We start from the raw sequence: 21760 nt of genomic DNA, 5'->3' as shown, positions 1-21760 counted from the left end.
TTGGAGGTCGGATTGTTTGTTCCTGTAACGTTTGGCCTGGCGAGCGAGAGCGTGCATGGCTAAACGTTCATGGGAGAAGCGATGTGGAGATGGGATCGTCTGTTGGACTCCTGGATGAGGGAGTACAGTGTTCGCGGAGTGTGCGAGGCGACAGTGTTGGCGGCGGAGGGCCGACTGCACCGGTGGGGAGATGGTTGAAGCATCATCCCCCTCTCTGGCCTCAACGGCCGCCGGGTTAGACTGCCGCAGCGAGCGCAGACGATCTAACCCGGCGGCCATCGATGAGACGATTGCTCATCATAGTATGTCAGTTAGACGTGATGCGGATGCACGCAGGGTGAGAAAATCGGCAGAAGGGGCTCAAGGCATTGCGTGATCAATGTAGATAGAATTGTGTTGGATAAAGCACTGAAGGCCAACATGTCTCAACAGGGTTCAACTTGCTTCAACACAACTTGCGCCGAATCAAAGCGATAAAAACTGCTGAATCCAGGAGGCTTAGCAGAAATGGCTGAATGCGGTTCGGGCGCAGGGGGGCGGAGGTTCAAATCCTCTCTCTCCCCGACCATTAATTCCCACAGAATCACTGAATTACAGACGTTATCAATTTTCCAAACTCAGAAACTTGGGTCCTTTTGGGTCCAATAAGCGCTTCCACCGAGCGGGCCGCCTTGCGCGCGTCCTCCGGAACCGCGTGCAGATAAACATCGCGCGTGATTTCCGAAGATGCGTGTCCGAGGGTCTGCTGAATCGTTCCGAGAGGCGTTCCCACCGAACTTTGCAGCGTAGCGTTTGCGTGCCGGAACCAGTGCCAGTTGACGCCCTTCAAGCCGAGCTTTTCGCAAACCGGTTTCAGTTGCCGGTTGAGAAGATTGCGTCGGCTGAGTGGCGAACCCACGGACGCCTCCACCAGACCTTCAACATGTCAGCCTGCGAGAGCTGGTTGTGCCGCTCGGCCACGATCTGGCTCCACTCCTTCTTGCGCCGCGCCTGCTCTTCGTCTGGCCGCGCGGCTGCGCTCTTCCCCCCCAAGTGCAGCCATGGCGCCTTTCTCCACCTCGTCTTTCCAGCGGTTATACAGCGTGGAAGAGATCTTGTGCGTGCAGCCGGTCTCGGCCACGTTGCCGGACTTCCGTCCTTCCATCACGATCTAATACTTCTCTTCCAGACTTCTCTGTGCCTTCGGCATCCGTGCCTCCTCGGGGGAGGTACTGATCCTAACAATCAACTCTGTCCAGTTTGAGTGGGGGCACTACACTACATCACACAAGTATCCTCTAGCGAAATTTGGATGCTTACTGATTTTCCCCTCACAAACCGTTGCATCGAAGTCCAGTCTCCACCCGCTTGCGAGACGTAACCAAGCGTCGAAATCGTCGGGGTGGGTTGTAGTGAGTTGAGTCTTTTAAAGCACTAATCAAGGTTCGTTGAGTAGTTGGATATTGCTTTTGTCGCCGAACGCGACCCATTTTGCGACGATCCATGCCGTATCAAGATACGAGCCGCCGTCAAACATACGCACATTCTATTCGGATACTCGAGCTGATCTACCGTGCCCGAAAATATGTCATGGATGCGCGGGGCTTGCTCGGCTGGTTCGTGCATAATTGCGCCTGGCATTAGCCGGGACTGTGGTAACCGCCACTGTGTGACGCTAGTCACCAGTCAGGTAAGCTGCTGGTTGTTATAGTTTTCTGTTCCCCCTAAAGACCATCACGCTGCGCTACATAGGAAGGGAGTTTGTAAGTCCAATGATTCGAACCGGGGCTGTCCGTTGGATGCTGGTTGTACTATTCCTAGTTTCTAGCTGTTTCCTTGCCCGCGCTCAATCTAAACAAGTCAGTCCAGATTTGGCGTCTGACGGCGGCTCTGGTCACAGAGTCATCGTGAAATTTCGCAGCACGTTTGCGTCGCAGCTGGAGCAATCGCTGCCGTCAAGCGACGTGTTGACCGCGGAGATGGCCGCCAATCCGAGCATAAGCAGTTTTATGGGACGTTATGCGGTGAGTGCTGTTGCGCCGTTGCATCGCGGTATTGTGAACGCCAAACGGCGTAAGCTGGTTTCCGCCGCTTCGCTTGCGCAAGAGGTGCGCAGCCGATTTGCGGCCCGGGCACGCCGTGCTACCGGAGCATTTCTTCCGCCCGACCTGTCGCGCACATATGTTCTGAACGTGGACCAGACAGCAACGATGGATAGTCTGATCAGCGCATTGCGAGCAGATACGAACGTCGAGTACGCCGAACCAGAGAAGGTCTATCGTACCAATATCAGTCCGAATGACCCTTACTTGAACAGCAGCGGCAGTTGGGGACAGACTTACGACGACCTCTGGGGCATCAAGGCAGTCGCAGCGCCAACCGCTTGGCAGACATCCACTGGCAGCGGCATAGTCGTGGCCGTGGTCGATACAGGCATCGATTACAACCATCCTGACATTGCCTGCAACATCTGGACAAACTCAGCCGAGGCCGCTGGCAATGGCGTGGATGACGACGGCAATGGATATATCGATGACGTTCGCGGCTGGAATTTTGTCAGCAACACGAACGAGGTTATTGATGACCATGGGCACGGGACGCACGTCGCTGGAACGATAGCGGGATGCGGCGACAATGGGATCGGGGTGATCGGCGTCGCGTGGCAGACGAAGATCATGCCGCTCAAAGGACTGAACAGCACTGGCTCCGGCTATGACACCGATCTCGCCAAAGCGATCGTGTACGCGGCTGACAATGGGGCGGACATCATCAGCATTTCCTGGGGTGCGCAAGGCTCGTCACAGACGATCGCCGATTCAATCTCATACGCGTACAACCTGGGCGTGGTGATTGTTGCGGCGGCAGGGAACGATGGAGTAGATGCCCGCAACTTTACCCCGGCGAACTTGGCGCAGGTGATCACCGTGGCAGCCACTACGCCATCAGGGAGCTTGGCGGTATTTTCCAACTCCGGCCCGAAAATCGACGTCGCTGCGCCGGGCGTAGATATTCTCTCTTTGCGCGCGAATGGCACCTCGATGGGCACGCCTGTCGGTACCGACTACACGCGCGCGAGCGGCACCAGCATGGCAACTCCTCACGTCTCAGGCGTGGCAGCGCTTGTGTTGTCAGGACATCCCGCCTACACGAATGAGCAGGTCAGGGCAGTGCTTCGTTCTTCCGCTACCGATCTCGGGACCAGCGGATTCGATCTTACCTACGGGTACGGCCTGGTAAACTCGGCCGCCTCATTGACCATTAGCGGTCCGCTGGAAGCGAGGATCCAATCACTGCAATACGGAAGTAACCCGCTGGACCCGATTGGGATTTCCGGCGTAGCGCGTGGCGCAGGGTTCGTGCGCTACACCTTGGAATACGGTTCGGGCACGCAGCCAACATCCTGGTCACTTTTCCAGACTGGGGTGGCGCCTGTTGCCGGTCTGTTGGGGCAATTCGACCCCAGTTTGGTCGCAAATGGCGTTTACACGGTTCGGCTGACCGTGTTCAACGCGAGCGGGTTCGGGTTCGCTGACCAAACGCAGATCTCGGTGAACACCCTCACCATACTTGCACCGGTACCTTCGCCTTATACAACGTCTGCAACTACATTCAAGCCCGGCAAGGTTATTTCTGTGATCGGAACCGCGGTCGCAGCAGGTTTCAGAAACTTCCAGTTGCAATGGGCGGCAGGAGCAAGCCCAACTTCCGGCTGGCAAACGACGGGCATCATGCTTGCCGGCGGAGGGCTTTCGCCCCTGACGAACACTCAATTGGGGACGTGGGACACGTCCTCGATCACGCAAGCGGGTTACTACACTATTCGGCTAACCGCCACCGGGACATATACGACGAGCACATCTACGCTTGTCTATCTGGAACCGGATCTGGTCTCGACAAACTGGCCAGTGTGGCTCGATCAGGGGCCATACTTCAATGCTGGCGTGATTCCTGTATCCAATCCCGACGGCACCATTCGATTCGCGTTGGCCAGTCCAAACGTCGGTGCCGTTCCGGGCGCCCTCTGGATGTTGAACCTTGACGGCACAGCACAGAAGACACCTCTTCCGAGCTATGGCAGCTTTCACCAGCCATCGGCCGCACAACTCACCGAAGGGAGCGGACAGGACCTCGTGGTCGTCGACTTCGGAGTCGTGCGCATCTTCGATCAGACCAACGCGCCTACGGAATTCACTCCGTTTGCAACGATCGATCTGATGAAACATCCGCTCGTTGTTGAGAACCTCGGCGGAGATTCCCGTCTCCAAACAGTTGCCATCGGCAACAACTACGCCAACCACACCGCTGACCTTTACGCCTGGCAGCCTGATGGAACTCTATTTGCCTCGAAGTTCCCGATCCACCTCGCCGACAACAATTCGCTCTCAAGTTGGTACAACCACGTCCGGCTGTTGGTCGGTGATTTCCGAGGCGACGGACAGAAAGAGATTGTCGCCCAAGAGGGACTCAGTTCGACGACGTACACGCTGCGTATATTCGCCAGCGATGGCACGCCCCAAACATGGAGCGTCCCCGTGCTTACCGGAATTCCCTTTGCGATGATCGCAGCGGACCTGGACCATAACGGCAAACTCGAGACCATCCTGGTTTCCTACTCCGGCACGCAGGTCACAGTTCATGTGTTTCAAGCGGATGGCTCCGAACGTCCCGGCTGGCCCTATCAGTTTGTTGCTTCAAACCAGTACAGCCAGGCGTTTCTCGCTGTCGGAGACCTGGACCGCGATGGTCAAGAGGAGATCGTCTTTTCCCACGAAACTGAGATGTACCTCTTCAGGCCGAATGGCACTTTGTTTTCGAGTGCATGGCCACTCCGCACGTCCATCCTTGGCTACGGCTCGGTTGTCATCGGAGATGTGGACGGTGACGGTCGCGCGGAAATCGTCACTACCCGTAACGACTGCTTTGGAAGCTACAACCCGAAACTGCTGGCCCTCCGAAGTGACGGTACTATCTCCCGCTCATGGCAGTTGACGGGAATGAACGGTTATGACGCGTATGCTTATCCGCAGCCTGCGATCGGCGACTTCGATCAGAACGGGACGACTGACATCGCCGTCGCGTATGAAGTCACCGGACCTGGAGGACTCATCCCCGGGGTCGTGACGCTGATCAACACCGGAGCACGCTTCAATGCCGATGCGAACGACTGGCCGTATCTGCTGCACGACGTTCGGAATACCGGCGTTCTGGCGCCGAAACTGTCCGCGACGATTCATTTGGTTTCCTCTCAGAATCCTTCAGTAATTGGGCAGCAGCTGACATTCTCCATAACTGTCATTCCTCCGGGTGCTGTCACCCCAACGGGAGTCGCGACGATTACGGATTCCGGCGAACTCGTTGGAACCTGCACCTTGTCTGCGGGCCAGTGCAACATCACGGCAACACTGGCAGCAGGCAGCCATAACCTGCTCGCAAGCTACGCCGGTGATACAAAATATCTTTCGGCCACGTCTGGTCCCCTTACCCAAGTCGTGAATGAGGGCAGCACGACCGTGACGGTGATTTGCCCGGAAAGCGTGCCGTACAGCGGTGCAGAGATCAAGCCTTGCACGGCCGTGGTAAGTGGCACGAACCTGAATCAAGCGGTTGACGTAACGTATACGAACAATCTCAATGCTGGAACGGCAACGGCATCGGCGACATTCGCCGGCGACGAGAACCACGCAGCCAGTAGCGGCTCTGCGAGTTTCACCATCACCAAGCTGGCACCTGCTATCGCATGGGCAACACCTTCGGCGATCACCTATGGAACCGCGCTAAGCGGAACGCAACTGAACGCCAATGCAACCGGGGCTACTGGCACGCTGAACTATGAGCCGCCGCTTGGAACGGTGCTGCACGGTGGTCTGCAGACACTTAAGGTGACATTCGTCCCCGCTGACACGGCGAACTACAGTACGGTCGCGAGCACTGTTCAGCTGCAGGTGAACAGGGCGACTCCAGCGCTCACATGGGCGACCCCGGCTGCAATTGCATATGGCACGGCCCTTAGTGCTGCGCAGTTGAATGCATCCGCTGGAAATTTGGCAGGAAGCTTTACGTACTCGCCTGCAGCGGGCTCGGTGCTACAAACGGGCGTGCAAACACTGAACGTCATTTTTACGGCCGATAACATCACGGACTACACGACCGCGAGTGCATCGGTAAGCCTCACGGTAACGCCATCGACTGTGGCTGCCACACCATCGATCACACCGGGTTTCGGCACGTTCACCTCGCCAACCTCTGTGAAGATCACGGATACGACGCCTGGCGTGACGATCTACTACACGACGGACGGCTCGATGCCGACGACCAGCTCGAGTGTGTACAGCGGGCCGATCACGGTTTCGCAGTCGATGACCATCCACGCGATAGCAGTGGGCGGAAGCTATGGCACAAGCGCCGTGGCCTCGGCATTGTTTACCGTGGTGGCTGCCACACCATCGATCACACCGGGTTTCGGCACGTTCACCTCGCCAACCGCTGTGAAGATCGCGGATACGACGCCTGGCGTGACGATCTACTACACGACGGACGGCTCGATGCCGACGACCAGCTCGAGTGTGTATAGCGGGCCGATCACGGTTTCGCAGTCGATGACCATCCACGCGATAGCAGTGGGCGGAAGCTACCGCACAAGCGCCGTTGCCTCGGCATTGTTTACCGTGGTGGCTGCCACACCATCGATCACACCGGGGTTCGGCACGTTCACCTCGCCAACCGCTGTGAAGATCACGGATACGACGCCTGGCGTGACGATCTACTACACGACGGACGGCTCGATGCCGATGACCAGCTCGAGTGTGTACAGCGGGCCGATCACGGTTTCGCAGTCGATGACCATCCACGCGATAGCAGTGGGCGGAAGCTACCGCACAAGCGCCGTTGCCTCGGCATTGTTTACCGTGGTGGCTGCCACACCATCGATCACACCGGGTTTCGGCACGTTCACCTCGCCAACCGCTGTGAAGATCGCGGATACGACGCCTGGCGTGACGATCTACTACACGACGGACGGCTCGATGCCGACGACCAGCTCGAGTGTGTATAGCGGGCCGATCACGGTTTCGCAGTCGATGACCATCCACGCGATAGCAGTGGGCGGAAGCTATGGCACAAGCGCCGTTGCCTCGGCATTGTTTACCGTTAAGATGTGACGATTTTCACACTTGATAGACGTGAGGTTTCGGGGCTGGATGAGGTCATCCAGCCCCAGCTATTTGGTGTACCGAACTTACTTGCGCGTGCTTGGTCAACTCGCTAATAGCGCTCACATAGGTTCTAAAATCGTTCTCTATGGCCGATCATTTCCTCTTCGGATGTTCTCTTCGTTTTCCATCATCCACAATTCATTCGCGTTGGAATTGCTGTTGCACTACGCTGTGAGGATGCCGCAGAGGCAGGCATGGTGTGCGAAGGGAGCGACTCCGGGCCGCAAGAAGCACCGCCCTGCTCAAGCGAACAGAGGTCTTGAACGTTTCCCGCCCGCCTTCGATACTATGCGAGAGAGACTGATGAAGTAGTTGAGAGCGAATCGGAGTGGACGGCGAGGCGAAGAGAACGGATGGGTTTAGTATTTCGTGTTCGTGAGGTCAACACCCCGTCCCTCTCGCTTCGCGAGAAGGATGGGGCACCCGAAGAACGATGAACGATGTGTACTGCCGAAAGGGGGCTCCACCCGCCAGAGGGGTGTGGTGTCAGCAGGGGAGCGAATTTATGACTGGTAACAAGACAACGATTAAGAGCTCTCTGGAGATCACGCAGGTGATGACGCCTCAGTTGCCAAGATGCCCGATATGCGGATCAGAAGTTGAAAGGCGATTTATTAGCATCGATTCGCCCTTTCAGTGCCCGATCTGCGAGCGATATCTCTTTGTATCGCCCTCATACTCGCGCCTTCAGATTCTGGCTTCGCTTGCTATCGCTGGATTCATCGGCTTGTTGTTTGGGGCGAGAGGCGTCAACCTTGTTCTTGTGATTGTCTTGACTTGGCTCCCGGTGATGTTCATGGTCGTGTTCTGGACAATGCACCTTGCTCCTCCCAAGCTCAAGCCCTGCCAGCCTCCAGCTTCTGGCATATTGAGACTGTGACCCGATGGGAGGGTGATCGGTCTCCGTCTTCTGCTACAGGCTCAGGGCTAGTCTTCAGCAGGTTGCTACATCAGGGAGATCACGGCTAGCCGCAACCTCCCTGATGAAGTCGTAGGGTGTCCTCTCCCCGAGAGATCGGTGAGGACGGTTCCCAGTGTCCTCAGGTCGCCATCCCTCGATGAGCTGCTTTGTTTCGGCCAGCGTCCCGAACCAGTGGGCATCGAGACACTCGGCCCGAAGGCGGGAGGTGCACCCTTTCATGAATGAAAGTTTTGGGTGGCGGATAGCGGACCCCAAGAGCTGCGAACGATGAGTATAGACCGAAAGGGTATGCCACCTGCCGGGGCGGTCGGAGTCCAGACTTCACATAATTCCAGCGGTTTCGCTGCAGGTAACAGTATGGGGACTGCGAGTATAAACCTGAGAGTTTCCTATTCTATTTGTCTTTGATCTTGATTCTGGGGGGGGGCTGATGGAACACGCGTTTAGGGCTTCCTTGTTGGTTCTAATAGGCGCAGCTGCTTTTTTGATGGCCTTTTATCCTCATGTAATGCCGAGCCTCACCAATTCGTACTATTCCCTTATCCGGGCAAAGACGAGAGTGGCGGTAGAGGACTATGAAAAATTGTCGGTGCGAATAGCCGGTGGTGGCATATTGGCTGTAGAAATAGTCTGGTTTGTGTATAGGTTTTCTCTGGGAAAAGGGTTCTAAATAGTCGGTCGGCCCGGACAACGTTCTGTTTGTTGTCCGGGGGAGGTGAACGGCTATGCTGCTGGTTCTCCAGCCCGCAGGAGAGTTCTAAAATCGTCTGCTAAGGCCGACCATTCTTTCCTTCTCTTCTCCACATTTTCTTGTAACTCACTGTGCGGAGGCCGCGAGGCTGGCGCTTGGATCGTTGTATCAAGAGTCGCCGGGATGCGGGCCTGTAAGCAGAGGTACCCATGTCCGTCCGGGGAGGACAGACATGGGCGTTGCCGCGGGAGCCTAACACGGGGCTGACACGGAAGCCCGAGTGACTAGAACTTGAAGACCACTCCGACGCAATACCGGAAGTTGTTCTGATTCTCGCCACCGTGACGTGTCATAAAGTAGTCGAGCTGTGCGACGCGGATTGACACCCGCTTGCCGGCATTGACGTCGATGCCGCCGCCGAGGGCGGTTGCAAAGGCGTCATCGGAACCGGAGCCGAGCCCGAACGCGCTGGCGTCCACGGAGGCGTGGCTCAAGCCGAACAACGCGTGGGCGAACGGACTGACCCGGCCGTTGCGCGCGCGGACCGTGGGGCCAAACAGGAAGGCGTGATCCTTCAGCGTTGCGCCGGATTCGCTCTTATAGCTGCCACTGATCTCGCCCGTGATGCCGAAGTTCTTGGTCACGTATCCCGTAAACTGCGCGTCCCAACCATTCAGGTTAATGCCGTCAGCGCCACTGACGTTGAGGCGGACATAGGAGTAACCTCCGAAGACCTCTGCCTTATCCTGCGCCACTAGGAAAGCGGAGCAGGCAAGCAGCGCGACAAGAAGCACCAATACTTTTCGCATACTTGATCTCCATAAGGAAGTTTGGGACCGAGGGGAAACAGGCCCGCCTATTCCTTTCCGCATCTCCGGGGCCCAAGGGCCGGAACAGAGCCGGGCCCGGCGCGGGAGTATAGCACGCAAGGCCGCGTTCTTAGCGGCCCATATTGGACTCGCGTTTGTCCCCAGTCGAAGCAAATGCTTGACACGCGTTTCCAAGCGCATGGCAGGCGGTTCGCGCTATTCTTAGGGCCTCGCGAGGTGCCGGGATGCCAATTGCGTGGCGTCAGCGCGGAAGCACAAGCTTGCTGCTGGCATGGCTCGCAGCCGGAGCACTGGCGGTGCCGGTCTGTGCGGCCGAACTGAAGCCGGCAACCGCCGCTGCGTTTGACCGCTACGTGCGCGTGACGGAAGCACAACAGGCGGAGGATCTGCGCGATGGCCACTTCCTTGCCGTGGACCGTCTGGCGGAAGAGAAGCGCAACGAGGCCTACGCGAAGCTCCGCCAATACCGGCTCTACATTGAGCAGCAGCGCACCAGAGAGGATGGGCATTCCATCTCCGTTCCGGGCGGACTTCTTCATCACTGGGTAGGCATCATTTATATTCCCGGCGTAACGCTCGCACAGGTGCTGCCGCTTCTGCAGGACTACGGCAACTACGCGAAGCTCTACAAGCCTGATATCCGCCGCTCGGAGTTGCGCGAACGCACGGGAGATGATTTTAAGGTCCATTTTCAGCTGTACCAGAAGTCGCTGGTGACCGTGATTCTCAACGCAGACTTTGACATTCACTACACGCTGAACGGGGCCTCGCGCGTGATGAGCGAGATGCGCTCGCGGCGCATTGCGGAAGTTGAAAATGCGGACACGCCCGGCGAACATGAGTTGCCACTGGAGAACGACTCCGGTTTTCTCTGGCGTCTGAACACGTATTGGCGCGTGGAAGAGAAAGATGGCGGCGTGTACTTGCAGATTGAGTCGGTGGGCCTGAGCCGCAGCATTCCTGCAATCTTCGCGTGGCTGGTCAATCCGTTGGTGAAGAAGATTCCGCGCACCGTGCTCTCGAATTTGTTGAACTCAACGCGCAAGGCACTGGTGAAGGATGCTCGAGAAGATCGCAATGATTCATCGCCCTCGAGTGCGCTGCATTTGCCGCCCCAGTGCAGTGTGAAACCGACTGGGCCATGTTTGTATGCAGAATTATTTTGTGTTCCGCATTTGGAATGCTTGCGCTGGGCACTTTCTATACAGCACCTAGAGGCTTCGTCGTTTTGAGTTGGAAATCTGCAAAGAGTGTATATACTGACACTCCGAAGTTTCCCCATCTAGGTTGTACCCATCGGAAATCATAAATTCTGCGAGGCCGCAGGTGAGGGCCATATGGATGTTGGTACGCAGAAAGACCGCACTACTCCTTCATTGAATGAAGATAGTTGTTCCGTACTTGAAACCGGGTTCACGGAACAGATGCTGCTTGATCCGCTCGCGCCGGTGATCTCCGATCTGCCAGTCGGAATCATTGTCGCGGATGTGCAGGGAAGGTTTGTCTTGTTCAACCATGAGGCGGAACAGATTCTCGGAGTGGGGCGGACGCAGGTCGCGCTGGACCAGTGGCCGGATGTTTACGGATGCTACCTGCCGGACAAGACGACACCATTTCCGCCGGAGCGATTGCCGCTGGCCCGTGCGTTGCGTGGCGAGCCGGTCCGCGATGAATTGATCTACATCAAAAACCCAGCGCATCCGGAAGGTGCATGGATTCGTGTCTCCGCAAAGCCGCTGAAGAGCGTGGACGCAAAGAGCGGAAGTGCCGTGGTGGTGCTGAAGGACGTGAGCGAGCACCGCAAGGCGATCGAGAGCATTGAGCTGCTCTCGCGAGTGGTGGAGCAGACGGCGGACGGGGTGGTAGTGACCGACACCAGCGGACGGATTGAGTATGTCAATCCGGCTTTTGAGCAGACCACCGGATACTCAAGCGCCGAGGTGCTCGGCTGCAACCCGCGCATTCTCCGGAGCGGAGAACACTCGCAGGAGTTCTATGCGGAGATGTGGCAGCAGATTCTCTCCGGCGAACCATTTCGTGGCACCCTGCTGAACCGCAAGAAAAACGGCGAGCTGTTCTGGGCGGAGCAAACGATTACGCCTGTCAGAGACTCAGGCGGGATTGTGAGTCACTTTGTCTCGCTCATCAAAGATGTGACTGAAACACGGAAACAGCAGGAACATGAAATTCAAATGAGGCTGGCGCGCCAGGTTCAGCAACGCTTCTACATGCCGTGCGTCCGTTTGCCGGGACTTGATCTGGGGGCGGCGGTTTTCCCGGCGGCGGAGACTGCCGGTGATTGCGTGGACTTCATTCGCCGTTCGGATGTTTGCGTGGACATTGCGGTGGGAGATGTGAGCGGACACGGTTTCGACGCGGCACTGGTGATGTCGCTGACGCGCGCGTACGTCCGCGCCCTTTCGGCGCACTTGCCCGGACTGAGTGAAACCCTCGTTGCGCTGAACCAGATGTTCCGCGAGGATCTTCAGGAAGACCGCTACGTCACGATGGTCTTCGCACGCGTTGACATGGAGACGCGGACCATTTCTTATGTCAGCGCCGGTCACGTGCCGGGGCTGCTTCTGGATGAATCTGGTGTGATTCAGGCCCGCATCGACAGCACGGCACGCCCGTTGGGACTGTTCGATGACGGTAAGTTTGCGTCCTGCGCGTTTTCTCTGCATTCAGGAAGCACGGTGGTGCTGCTGACCGACGGAGTGACGGAAGCAGAAAATGGGGCCGGTGAATGGCTCTCGCTGGAGCAGGTGGCGGAGTATGTACATTCGCAGCGTGACCTGCCTGCGCAGCAGATTGCCGAAGGGCTTTGCCGCCGGGCGCAGCAATTCGAGGCTCATGAACAGCAACGCGACGATATTTCCGCAGTGATTGTGAAAGTTCGCTGAAACATGTGGTGAGCAGACGCCCGCCGATGAAGCATGATGGCGGCACATGCGGAGTGTTCCGCCGTAGTCGACTGCGGCCAGAGATTCCGCGGTCTTGCGGCAGATTCATTCTTCCGGCACCAGCAACAAATTGCTATACTTCTGGCAGTTCGCGCATGGAGGAAGTGTCTTCGCCTCGTACTGCAGGGCGAACCGCAGAATTGACTCCCCCATCTTCGCGCGCTCAGTACCGCCGAATGCGGTTCGGCAATCGCGGACAATCGAGTAATCAAAGTGTCGCTCCTGCTGGGAAATAGAGGGGGGAGATACTTTGCCATCTCACACCGCAAGTCTTCTTCTCGTGAAGTTTCTGGAAGGCCGCTGTGCAGTGCGATTGGCGCGCGGGTGATGACGGAAGGGCCAGGCCGATGGCATCAGGGAAAGGCTGTGAACCCAGGGCGCGCTTCGGAAACCTCTCCATTATCCTTTCCGTCATCAATGAAAGAATCTTGTTGGAGCACCGCACCTCGGAAGGCCCGGATGAGCAGGAGAAGTGCGAGCTGGCAATGTCCGAAGCGCCGGACTTCCGGTGCAACATCGACTTCCGCAACGGCCTTCAGCGCGCCATGCAGCATTGCGAATCAGCACAGGTGGTCATGCGAAAGGTTTCGGAGTGTCAAACACGCTCGGCATCTTTGGGACAGGAGAAAAGTCGGAAATGAAGTTGAAAGGCAAGGCGTTCTGGACGTACGCGGGGCTCTGCCTGTCGGCGGTGCTGTTTGCAGGAATCAATCTTGTTCTAGGGCGCTCCGAGTTCGGTGGCTACGACCTGAGTGTGTTGATCGACGGGGCCTGGCGCGTACTGAATGGCCAGGTGCCGGGGACCGATTTTCCGTGTCCGTTTCCGCCCACTTTCTATCTGTTTGGTGCTTGGGCTTTTCGTGCATTTGGCTTGAACTGGATGGCGCTTCTCTATGCGGAGGACATTCTGTTCCTCCTGCTGACTGCGGCGGGCCTGCGTCTTTGTTGGATGCTGCGGCGAGAAGATCATCCTGAGAACCTCTCGCTGGCGGCGATCTACGTCGCGGCGCAGTCCGTGCCGCTGCTGGCCGTCAACCACCTGTGGCACTCCACAACGGCCTCGGCGTTTGCGGCCTACGCGGTGCTGGCCTGCTACGTGCTGCTGCGGCTGGAGGGCGAGCGCGTCCGGCAGTGGGAAGCAACGTTGCACCTTGCCTTCGCGTTTACCTTCCTGGTGTTGAGCAAGCCCAACACTGCATGGCCTGCGTTGCTGCTGTGTCTGTTCTGTCTGCTGTGGGAGAAACGGACGCGCATCCACGCACTGGTTGCCCTGGCGGCGGGACTGGTCGCATCCACGTGGATTCTGACGCTGTATCACGTCAGTCTGCATAGCATGCTGGCTGGCTATGCAGCGGTCTCCGGCCGCGCCAAGCCGAAACTATTTTTCGCCGGCATCTACCCGGACCCCAATTGGGAGGTCGGCCTCTCCGTCGTCGCCATTTACCTGGCTATCGGATTCCCCCTGGCGTTGTTGTCTGTACTCGTGTGGCGCGAACGCAAGACGATTTGGCGCTCAGCCACGGACCTGCTTTGCCTGGGTGCAGTCTTCGTCACCATTCTTGGCTTGGGAACAAACTGGGACTTGAAGATTTGCGATGTTCTGCCGTTGATGGTCGGGATGGCGCTGCTGAGTGGGAGTTCCGCGGAGCGCACTGCAAAGTTGCTGCGTCCGGTGCGGATTGGGGCAATTCTCCTGCTTTGCCTTGCGTTGTTCCTGGGTACGGAGCGCACGCGCATGAAGGGGGTTGGAGCGTGGGCTGGCGAAGCCTACGGACCGAAGACGACGATCCGGGATCCTTTCTTCGGGACATTTGATACTCGTCTGGCATTCGATGTTTTGCTGGGAGAATCAGACTGGGTGGTGAAGAATCTGAAGGGCAAGCAAATCTTCTTCGGGCCGCGTATGGAGTTTCTGTATGCGCGCGAAGGTCTTGCCTCTCCGAAACAGCTGCCTTTGTGCTGGCACCCGGGAACGTCATATGGGCAGAAGGACGAGCCGTTGGTTGTGCAAGGGTGGACTGCCGCGAGGTTCGACGTGCTTATTTTTGCGAAGCGCGATTACACGCGAATTCCGGTGCCAGTTGTTCGGGAGATCTTGCGGGATTATGTCTACGACCCTCGCTTCCAGACGATCGGCGTCTTCTATCGCAAGCCGGAGAATTCCGACAAATGAAGGCCTGACAGCCGGCCCATCCCCAACTGCAGAGGAATCCTGATTTTGGGAGTGCCGAGGCTTGCCTCGGCATTCCCATTTGTGAGCAGATTTCGTGTGGCCGCAATCCGCGATTGCTTTACTCTCTCCGCGGACTCTGCTGGAATATGCGGAGAAAATGGAGAAGAATCTTTGTAAAGCTATTTGCGGAGTACTCTCATGCATACAAGTTCGAAGCACTTCGTCTTCTTTGCCATCCTTCTTGTTCTACTTTTCACAATTCCAATCGCAGTAGCTGACACGCCGAAATCCGCCACCGCTCCAGTACTGGCGGAGATACACAAGGCGAAAGGCGTAGGCTGTGACTCCTGCCACGACGTGCAGAAGCAGAAGAAGATCACCGTCGACGACAGTGAAAACTCGGTTTCGATGAAGTGCACCTCCTGCCACGGCGCGCTGGCCGATCTTGGCGCCAAGAGCAAGGAGGAGATCAACCCGCACAAGTCTCACTTTGGCGAGATGAACTGCACTGCCTGCCATCATGGGCATGAAGCCTCGAAGGCCTACTGTCTGAATTGCCACTCGTTCGAGATGAAGATTCCGGGCGGTGAGGCAATGGCTGCGGCCAAGCCCGCGGTGAAACCCGTTGCAAGTCACAACAAGACGGTGGTGAAGGCTGATGAAGCCGATGTGATCGTGGTCGGCTCCGGTGCGGCCGGGTTGACGGCGGCGATCACCGCGCACGACCTCGGTGCGAAGGTGATAGTGCTCGAGAAGCAGCCGGTCAGCGGAGGCAACTCAATGCTGGCCGCCGGAGGCATGAACGCCGCCGACACGCGCTTCCAGCGAGAGAAGGGAATCAAGGATTCGCCCGAGCTGATGTACAAAGACACAATGACCGGCGGGCAGAACCTGAATGATCCCGCGCTGGTGAAGATTCTGGCGGATAACTCGGCGGCCTCGATCGACTGGCTGACCTCGATTGGCGCCGATGTAAGCGATGTGGGCCGCATGGGCGGCGCCAGTGTGGCGCGCACGCATCGCCCCAAGGGCGGCGGCGCCGTGGGCGCGGAAGTGACCGGCACGCTGAAGCGCAACGCCGCCAAGCGCAACATTGACGTGCGCTTGAACAGCAAGGTCGTGCGGCTGCTCCAGGCCAAGGATGGCCGGGTGTACGGCGTTGAGGTTGAAGGCAAGCATCGCGGGCTGTATACCATTCGCGCAAAGACCGTTGTGCTGGCCTCCGGCGGATTCTCCGCAAATGCCAATAAGGTCGCCTTCTATCGCCCGGAGTTCAAGGGCATGACGACCTCCAACCAGCCGGGCGCCACCGGTGATGGTGTTGACATGGGCGCCGCCATCGGCGCGGCCACGCGCGACATGAAGCAGATTCAGATCCACCCGACGATTGCCGCCGGAAGCCGCATTCTCATCTCGGAATCCGTGCGCGGCAACGGCGCCATCCTCGTGAATCACGAGGGGCACCGGTTTGTGAATGAACTCACTACGCGCGATAAGGCTTCGGCGGCGATTTTGGCGCAGCCCGGGCAGTCGGCGTACCTCGTCTTTGACGACAAGGTGCGCAAGAGCCTGAAGCAGATCGAAGGATACTTCCATCTTGGGCTGGTGATTGAAGGTGCGACGAGCGACGAACTAGCAACGAAGCTGAAGATGCCTCCGGCATCGCTGGCCTCTACGCTCGAGAGCTATCAGAAGGCCTTCGACGCCAAGGAGGACGCGGAGTTCCACCGTCCGGAGATGCCGCAGCGCATTGACACGCCACACTTCTACGCCATTGAGGTGAAGCCCGGTGTGCACTACACAATGGGCGGACTGCAGATCAACACGAACTCGCAGGTGCTCAGTGAGAAGGGGCAGCCGATCACGGGCCTGTATGCCACCGGTGAAGTGAGCGGCGGCGTGCATGGTGCCAACCGGCTGGGCGGCAATTCCATCTCGCAAACCATCACCTTCGGCCGCATCGCAGGCCAGAAGGCGGCAGAAGCAGTAGGCGTGAAGAAGTAGAGACTCCCGCAAATCCGGCCTGATTTACTCAGACGGTCGTTACAACAAAGCCCCACGCAGGTGAAATGCTTGCGTGGGGCTTTTGCATTGTGTGTTTGCTATGCGCGGAATCGAAGCTCTAGCGGCTGGTGTTTACCGGGCCGGTGGAGGCGCGGACGACCAGAGACGGTTTGAGGACGATGCGCTGGTTGATGGGGCCTTCGTTGATGGCACGCACCAGTTCGCGCGCGGCGGTGGCTCCCATTTCACGCAGTGGCTGCCGAACGGTAGTCAGCGCCGGGAAGGTGATGCGCGCCGCCGGAATGTCGTCGAAGCCGACCACGGAGACGTCTCCGGGGACGCTGAGTCCGGCGTCGTGCAGTTTCTTCATCACGCCCATGGCGGAAACGTCGTTGAAAGCGACCACGGCGGTAAACGGTTTTCCGCTCTTGAGCAAGGTTTCAGCGCAGGTCTCGCCTTCCTCAATGCCGGAGGTTTGCTGCGAGCCCTGGCGCTCGAGTTGCACCACCAGCGCCTGGTCAAGCGTCATCTCCAGCGCCTTGACGCCGCGCTGGACGGCGCGCCAGCGAATCTCGGTGTCGGCGCTGTCCTGATGCCCTCGGACAACGGCGATGTTGCGATGTCCGAGCGAGTGCAGATGCTTGAGAGTTTCGCGGATACCGATTTCGTTGTCGATGGAAACGCGGGTGCCGGTGTCGCTGGGGCTACGGCCACCTACACGAACGACCGGGACGTTGATCTCCGTGCCGTGCTCGGTGTTGATCAGGATGATGCCTTCGGCGCCGCGCTCCAGAAACAGTTGCGCGTTCTGCCGGACCCGGCCCTCCTCCCACTGATGGCTGGCCACGAAGAAATTGAATTCCGTGTCGAGCAGATACTCCTCGATGCCGGAGAGCACGCCGGCATCGTAGCCTTCGGCCAGATCGGGCGAAATCACCCCGAGCAGGTAGCTGCGGCCCTCATTCAGGGAGCGGGCAAAGTAGTTGGGCTTGTAATGTAACTCCCGCGCGGCCTTGAGGATACGCTCACGTGTCTGGGCGGCAATGGTGGCCGCCAGCGGTGAGTTGTTCAGCACCACAGAGATGGTCGTTCGGGAAAGCCCAAGATGCTGAGCCAGGTCTTTCAGGGTGACCTTGCGGGGGCCTGCCGGCGAATTTTTCGCGCCCGGAGCCATGGAACCAACAGCCTAGCACAGCCGGGGGAGGGAACCAAGAAAAGCGTTACTGAACCGGTTTAGAAATTTCTTGACAGACTTTTGTAACCGGGATTTAATGGCCGACGGCTTATCTAAACCGGTTCAGATGAGACCGCAGACAGAATTGAGACTGGTGCCCCGGGGACGCAGGGTCCACAAGGAGGCACCGGCAGGAGCGGCGGCTCACGGATCGAGAACGATAAGAACTGTTTCTCGCAGTTGAAAGACAGGAGGCGTCCGATGAGAAGTATTCGCACCATCGTCTGCTTACTGCTGCTGAGTCTGTGTGGCGGGCTGCTGTTTGCCCAGTCCGACCGTGCCACACTTACAGGAACCGTTCAGGACCCCTCAGGAGCGGTAGTTCCCGATGTGAAAGTACAAGTCAAGAACGTTGGCACCAATGACGTTCAGACCGTGACCACCAGCGGCGCTGGTTTGTACACGGTGAAAAACCTTCCGATTGGCTCTTACGCCATCACATTCAGCAAGAATGGTTTCCGCACTCTGGAGCGCAAGGGCATCACGCTCGGCGTGAGCCAGACGGCGGAAATCGATGTGAAGCTGCAATTGGGCGCCGCGGCTGAGACCGTTGTGGTCACTGCTGAAGCCCCGGTGCTGCAGACGGAAACCCCGAACATCACCACTAACATTCAGAATGAGGACGTCAACAAGCTGCCGATTTCGGTTTCCGGCGGCCGCAGCCTCGCCCAGGTCATGTTCAATTTCGTGCCCGGCGTCGAGGGCAGCGATTACTCCTCGCACATCAACGGCTCAATGGCGTTGAGCAAGGAAGTCATGATCGACGGCACCTCGGCCGTGGCGCAGCTCGGCGGTTACATCTCCGAGCAGCAGCCCCCGTTCGAGGGCGTGCAGGAGTTCCAGGTGGAGACGGCCGGCATCAGCGCCGATGCGGGACGCACCGGCGGCGGCATCTTCCGCTATGAAATGAAGTCCGGCACCAACAACTGGCACGGCAGCCTGTTCGGCTTTGCCCGCAATAAGAACCTGGACGCGCTGAGCGCGAACCAGCACCTGTGCGCTGCACAAGCCACCACGGCCGACCAGATTCCGGTCTGCCTGGATAAGTCGGCTTCCATGTCCGATTGGGGCGTCAGCGGTGGCGGCCCGATCATCAAGAACAAGTTGTTCTTCTATGCGGCGTATGAGCGCTTCATGCAGAGCAACTGGAACCTTGGTGCACCAGGCTCTTCGGTTCCGACCGATGCCATGATGGGCATGGATGCGAACGGCAACTGGTTGACCTATGCCGACCTGAGCACGCTGACTTCGGCTTCGATTCACGACCCCAATCTGGGTGTGAATTACGCCAGCAACGCGGTTCCGACGGCGGCCTTCAGCTCGGTCACCAAGCAGATTCTGCAGATCTATCACCAATACTATGCGCCGGAGAACGATCGTCCGCAGAACAACGCGATGCCGGCGAATACGTTGCCGTGGAACCACATCAACGAAACGAGCATCAAGCTGGACTACAACATCAGCGATAAACATCGCATGAATGGCTCGTTCATCTATAACTTCTATCCCCGCATCCTGGCCGATCAGGGCGGCATCTGGTCTACCAAGCTTCCGGCCGGCGGCCCGCTGGCCAACAGCTACCAGCACAACACCAAGTCTCCCGCTGTGCGCGTGGCGGATATCTACAACTTCACGCCCAACGTGATGAACTCCTTCCGCTTCACCATGAACCGCTTCTACAACCCGTCGATCGCCAAGTCGCAGGCGGGCAAGTGGAATGAGGTTCTTGGCCTGGGTGAAGGCGTTGGCAATTTCCCGAAGATCAGCTTCAACAATGCCGGCTGGTACGGCAACTGCTGCGTCGCGGGACAGAACCAGTCGTGGGGCTTCGGCGGCCTCGGCAGCCAGTTCAACGACTTCTATGCGGGCAACACTTTCATCTACAACGACGACGTGACCTGGGTGAAGGGGCGCCACACCATGAAGTTCGGCGCCGAATTCCGCTCCATGCAGTTCAACAGCCATGCGGATGAAGGTGGCTACAGCATGACCTTCGACCCGCGCGCCACCGGTACCAGCTACAACGCCGACGGCAACGTGTGGGCCAGCTTCCTGCTCGGGAATGCTTCGCAGGGCGGGCTCAGCACGCGCGACTGGACGTATGGCCGCCGCAAGGCCTTCTCCGTCTACGCTTCGGACAACATCAAGGTCACCCCGAAGCTGACCGTCAACGTCGACCTGCGTTGGGACTACAACAGCCCCTACAAGGAAAAGTTCGGTCACTGGTCGACCTTCAACATCAAGCAGCTGAATCCGGTCACCGGTCTGATGGGCACCATGAACTATCTGACCGATGGCGGCCAGTCGTTTGAGAAGAACCAGAACTGGTACAACTACGCTCCGCACGTGGGCGCTGCCTACCAGGTCACGCCGAAGACGGTCATCCGCGGCACGGCGTCGATCTTCTACGTTCCGCTGAACATGAATACCTGGGGCGCTGTGCCTTACAGCTTCAACCCCGGTTACCATGATTCCAACGCCAACAACAACGGCTTCCAGTGGGACGGCGGCTATTCCGGAACCATCACCAATTCCAAGACTCCGGACTATACGCAGTGGGGCATGGTCTACGTTGATCCTCGCGCGTTGACGCCGGGCAACACCATGCAGTACACCCTCGGTGTGCAGCGTGAGTTGACCAAGGACACCAAGGTCGATGTGAGCTGGATTCAGAGCTTCAGCCATCACCTGCAGAGCGGCACGCTGGAAACCAACCAGCCGACTCCCGCAGCCATGCAGGCCTACATGCGCAACGGCACGATTCCCAGCAGCTACAACGGCTACTACGGCTATGGCAGCCAGGGACCGTGGTACCTGCCGGTACTGCCGTACCCGGGTGCAGGCGTTCAATGGGGACCGCTCTTCTCGGTGGGCGCTCCGTTGGGCAACAGCACCTATAAAGCCTTGCAGATTTCGGCCACCAAGCGTGCCTCGCACGGTCTCTCGTTCCAGGGCAGCTACGTCTGGTCGCGTACGCGCGGCGACGTGGAAACCTCGATGAGTGAACTGTGGTGGGCGGGCAACCTGCAGAACATCTACGACCTGAAGAACGAACGCAAGGGCCTTTCCAGCTTCGACGTGACCCATGTGGTGAAGGGCTACGTTGTCTATGACCTGCCGTTCGGCCGTGGCAAGTGGGTCGGCTCCAACGCGGGCAATGTCATGAATCAGGTCATTGGCGGGTGGACGGTCGACCTTGGCTTCCACTACAACACCGGCACGCCGATTTCGGTGCACTCCAGCAATTCGTACCCGGGCTTCAACTCGGTGTACGTGAACCTGGCGCCGGGATGCAAGATGACCAACGGTTCGCGAAAGCTGAATTCGGTGTACCTGAATTCGGCCTGCTTCCTGAACCCGACAAACTACGACCTTGGTACTGCGGGCAATTACATCGAAAACCTGCGCTACCCCGGTATGGCAACCGAAGACATGTCGCTGCATAAGGCCTTCGGGTTCGGCCCTGGCGAGCGTTACAAGCTGACGGTCCGCGCCGACTTCTTTAACGTCTTCAACCGCCACCAGGCCGGCAGCCCCAACACCAATCTCTCCGACAGCAATTTCGGAAAGATCACGGACTTTGGTGGCCAGGGCGGACGCTACGGACAGGTGGGCGCTCGCTTCACCTTCTAACCTTCACGAACCATCAACTGGAATTCCGGGCGGTCGAAAGGCCGCCCGGGACTCCGCAGACCGCCGCGGAGCACACAGACACGCAACGCGTCCTCCGGCGTGGCAAGATCAATAGCTGAC

The 21760-nt window shown here is 58.2% G+C and carries 11 protein-coding genes and 1 pseudogene; 7 read left to right on the top strand and 5 right to left on the bottom strand.

The window, feature by feature from the left end; all coding sequences use genetic code 11:
* Positions 1 to 583 precede the first annotated feature (583 nt).
* Positions 584 to 898, bottom strand: a complete 315-nt coding sequence (locus tag AC6IZO_RS12660; protein WP_497805162.1) for a tyrosine-type recombinase/integrase — start codon at positions 896 to 898, stop codon at positions 584 to 586.
* The gene (locus AC6IZO_RS12655) at positions 853 to 1032 is read right to left on the bottom strand and encodes a hypothetical protein (protein WP_497810000.1); all 180 of its coding nucleotides are present in this window, start codon (positions 1030 to 1032) and stop codon (positions 853 to 855) included. Before AC6IZO_RS12655 ends, AC6IZO_RS12660 begins: the two co-directional genes overlap by 46 nt.
* 854 nt (positions 1033 to 1886) lie before the next feature.
* Here AC6IZO_RS12655 and AC6IZO_RS12650 point away from each other — a divergent pair.
* Positions 1887 to 7136 carry a chitobiase/beta-hexosaminidase C-terminal domain-containing protein gene (locus AC6IZO_RS12650; protein ID WP_497805161.1) on the top strand — a complete coding sequence of 1750 codons (5250 nt, stop codon included), beginning with the start codon at positions 1887 to 1889 and terminating at the stop codon, positions 7134 to 7136.
* Between the two features lie 988 nt (positions 7137 to 8124).
* On the opposite strand, the gene AC6IZO_RS12645 is transcribed toward AC6IZO_RS12650, so the two are convergent.
* Both AC6IZO_RS12645 and AC6IZO_RS12640 read right to left on the bottom strand, forming a co-directional pair.
* Positions 8125 to 8331: an integrase core domain-containing protein gene (locus AC6IZO_RS12645; protein WP_497805160.1), complete on the bottom strand. Its 207-nt coding sequence runs from the start codon at positions 8329 to 8331 to the stop codon at positions 8125 to 8127.
* A 756-nt stretch (positions 8332 to 9087) separates the two neighbouring features.
* Complete coding sequence (locus AC6IZO_RS12640) at positions 9088 to 9612, bottom strand: outer membrane beta-barrel protein (RefSeq protein ID WP_497805159.1); 525 nt, start codon at positions 9610 to 9612, stop codon at positions 9088 to 9090.
* Positions 9613 to 9893: 281 nt separating this feature from the next.
* Here AC6IZO_RS12640 and AC6IZO_RS12635 point away from each other — a divergent pair, with 281 nt between their 5' ends.
* The 5 genes and pseudogenes from AC6IZO_RS12635 (at position 9894) to AC6IZO_RS12615 (ending at position 16773) form a co-directional block, all read left to right on the top strand.
* Positions 9894 to 10865, top strand: a complete 972-nt coding sequence (locus AC6IZO_RS12635; protein WP_497805158.1) for a hypothetical protein — start codon at positions 9894 to 9896, stop codon at positions 10863 to 10865.
* A 105-nt stretch (positions 10866 to 10970) separates the two neighbouring features.
* Positions 10971 to 11384, top strand: a pseudogene (locus tag AC6IZO_RS12630) (PAS domain-containing protein); the annotation flags it as partial.
* An 18-nt stretch (positions 11385 to 11402) separates the two neighbouring features.
* The gene (locus AC6IZO_RS12625; RefSeq protein ID WP_497809958.1) at positions 11403 to 12536 is read left to right on the top strand and encodes a SpoIIE family protein phosphatase; all 1134 of its coding nucleotides are present in this window, start codon (positions 11403 to 11405) and stop codon (positions 12534 to 12536) included.
* Between the two features lie 697 nt (positions 12537 to 13233).
* On the top strand, positions 13234 to 14769 hold the full coding sequence (locus tag AC6IZO_RS12620; RefSeq protein ID WP_497805157.1) for a hypothetical protein: 1536 nt from the start codon (positions 13234 to 13236) through the stop codon (positions 14767 to 14769).
* A gap of 198 nt (positions 14770 to 14967) precedes the next feature.
* Complete coding sequence (locus AC6IZO_RS12615; protein ID WP_497805156.1) at positions 14968 to 16773, top strand: flavocytochrome c; 1806 nt, start codon at positions 14968 to 14970, stop codon at positions 16771 to 16773.
* Positions 16774 to 16891: 118 nt separating this feature from the next.
* On the opposite strand, the gene AC6IZO_RS12610 is transcribed toward AC6IZO_RS12615, so the two are convergent.
* Positions 16892 to 17947 (bottom strand): LacI family DNA-binding transcriptional regulator, encoded by a 1056-nt coding sequence (locus AC6IZO_RS12610; protein ID WP_497805155.1) that lies wholly within the window; start codon positions 17945 to 17947, stop codon positions 16892 to 16894.
* Positions 17948 to 18208: 261 nt separating this feature from the next.
* Here AC6IZO_RS12610 and AC6IZO_RS12605 point away from each other — a divergent pair, with 261 nt between their 5' ends.
* Positions 18209 to 21640, top strand: coding sequence for an outer membrane beta-barrel protein (locus AC6IZO_RS12605; protein WP_497805154.1), 3432 nt, complete (start codon positions 18209 to 18211; stop codon positions 21638 to 21640).
* Positions 21641 to 21760: the final 120 nt, after the last annotated feature.

The sequence above is a fragment of the Oryzophilus luti genome (genome assembly GCF_059726245.1).
Note: the sequence above shows the minus strand (reverse complement) of the source record. Positions and strands in the feature narration are given on the sequence as shown.

Excerpts from the sequence above, each read along its gene's own strand:
- AC6IZO_RS12645 (WP_497805160.1), bottom strand. The coding sequence starts at position 8,331 with ATGAAAGGGTGCACCTCCCGCCTTCGGGCCGAGTGTCTCGATGCCCAC.
- AC6IZO_RS12640 (WP_497805159.1), bottom strand. The coding sequence starts at position 9,612 with ATGCGAAAAGTATTGGTGCTTCTTGTCGCGCTGCTTGCCTGCTCCGCT.
- AC6IZO_RS12620 (WP_497805157.1), top strand. The coding sequence starts at position 13,234 with ATGAAGTTGAAAGGCAAGGCGTTCTGGACGTACGCGGGGCTCTGCCTG.
- AC6IZO_RS12615 (WP_497805156.1), top strand. The coding sequence starts at position 14,968 with ATGCATACAAGTTCGAAGCACTTCGTCTTCTTTGCCATCCTTCTTGTT.
- AC6IZO_RS12610 (WP_497805155.1), bottom strand. The coding sequence starts at position 17,947 with ATGGCTCCGGGCGCGAAAAATTCGCCGGCAGGCCCCCGCAAGGTCACC.
- AC6IZO_RS12605 (WP_497805154.1), top strand. The coding sequence starts at position 18,209 with ATGAGAAGTATTCGCACCATCGTCTGCTTACTGCTGCTGAGTCTGTGT.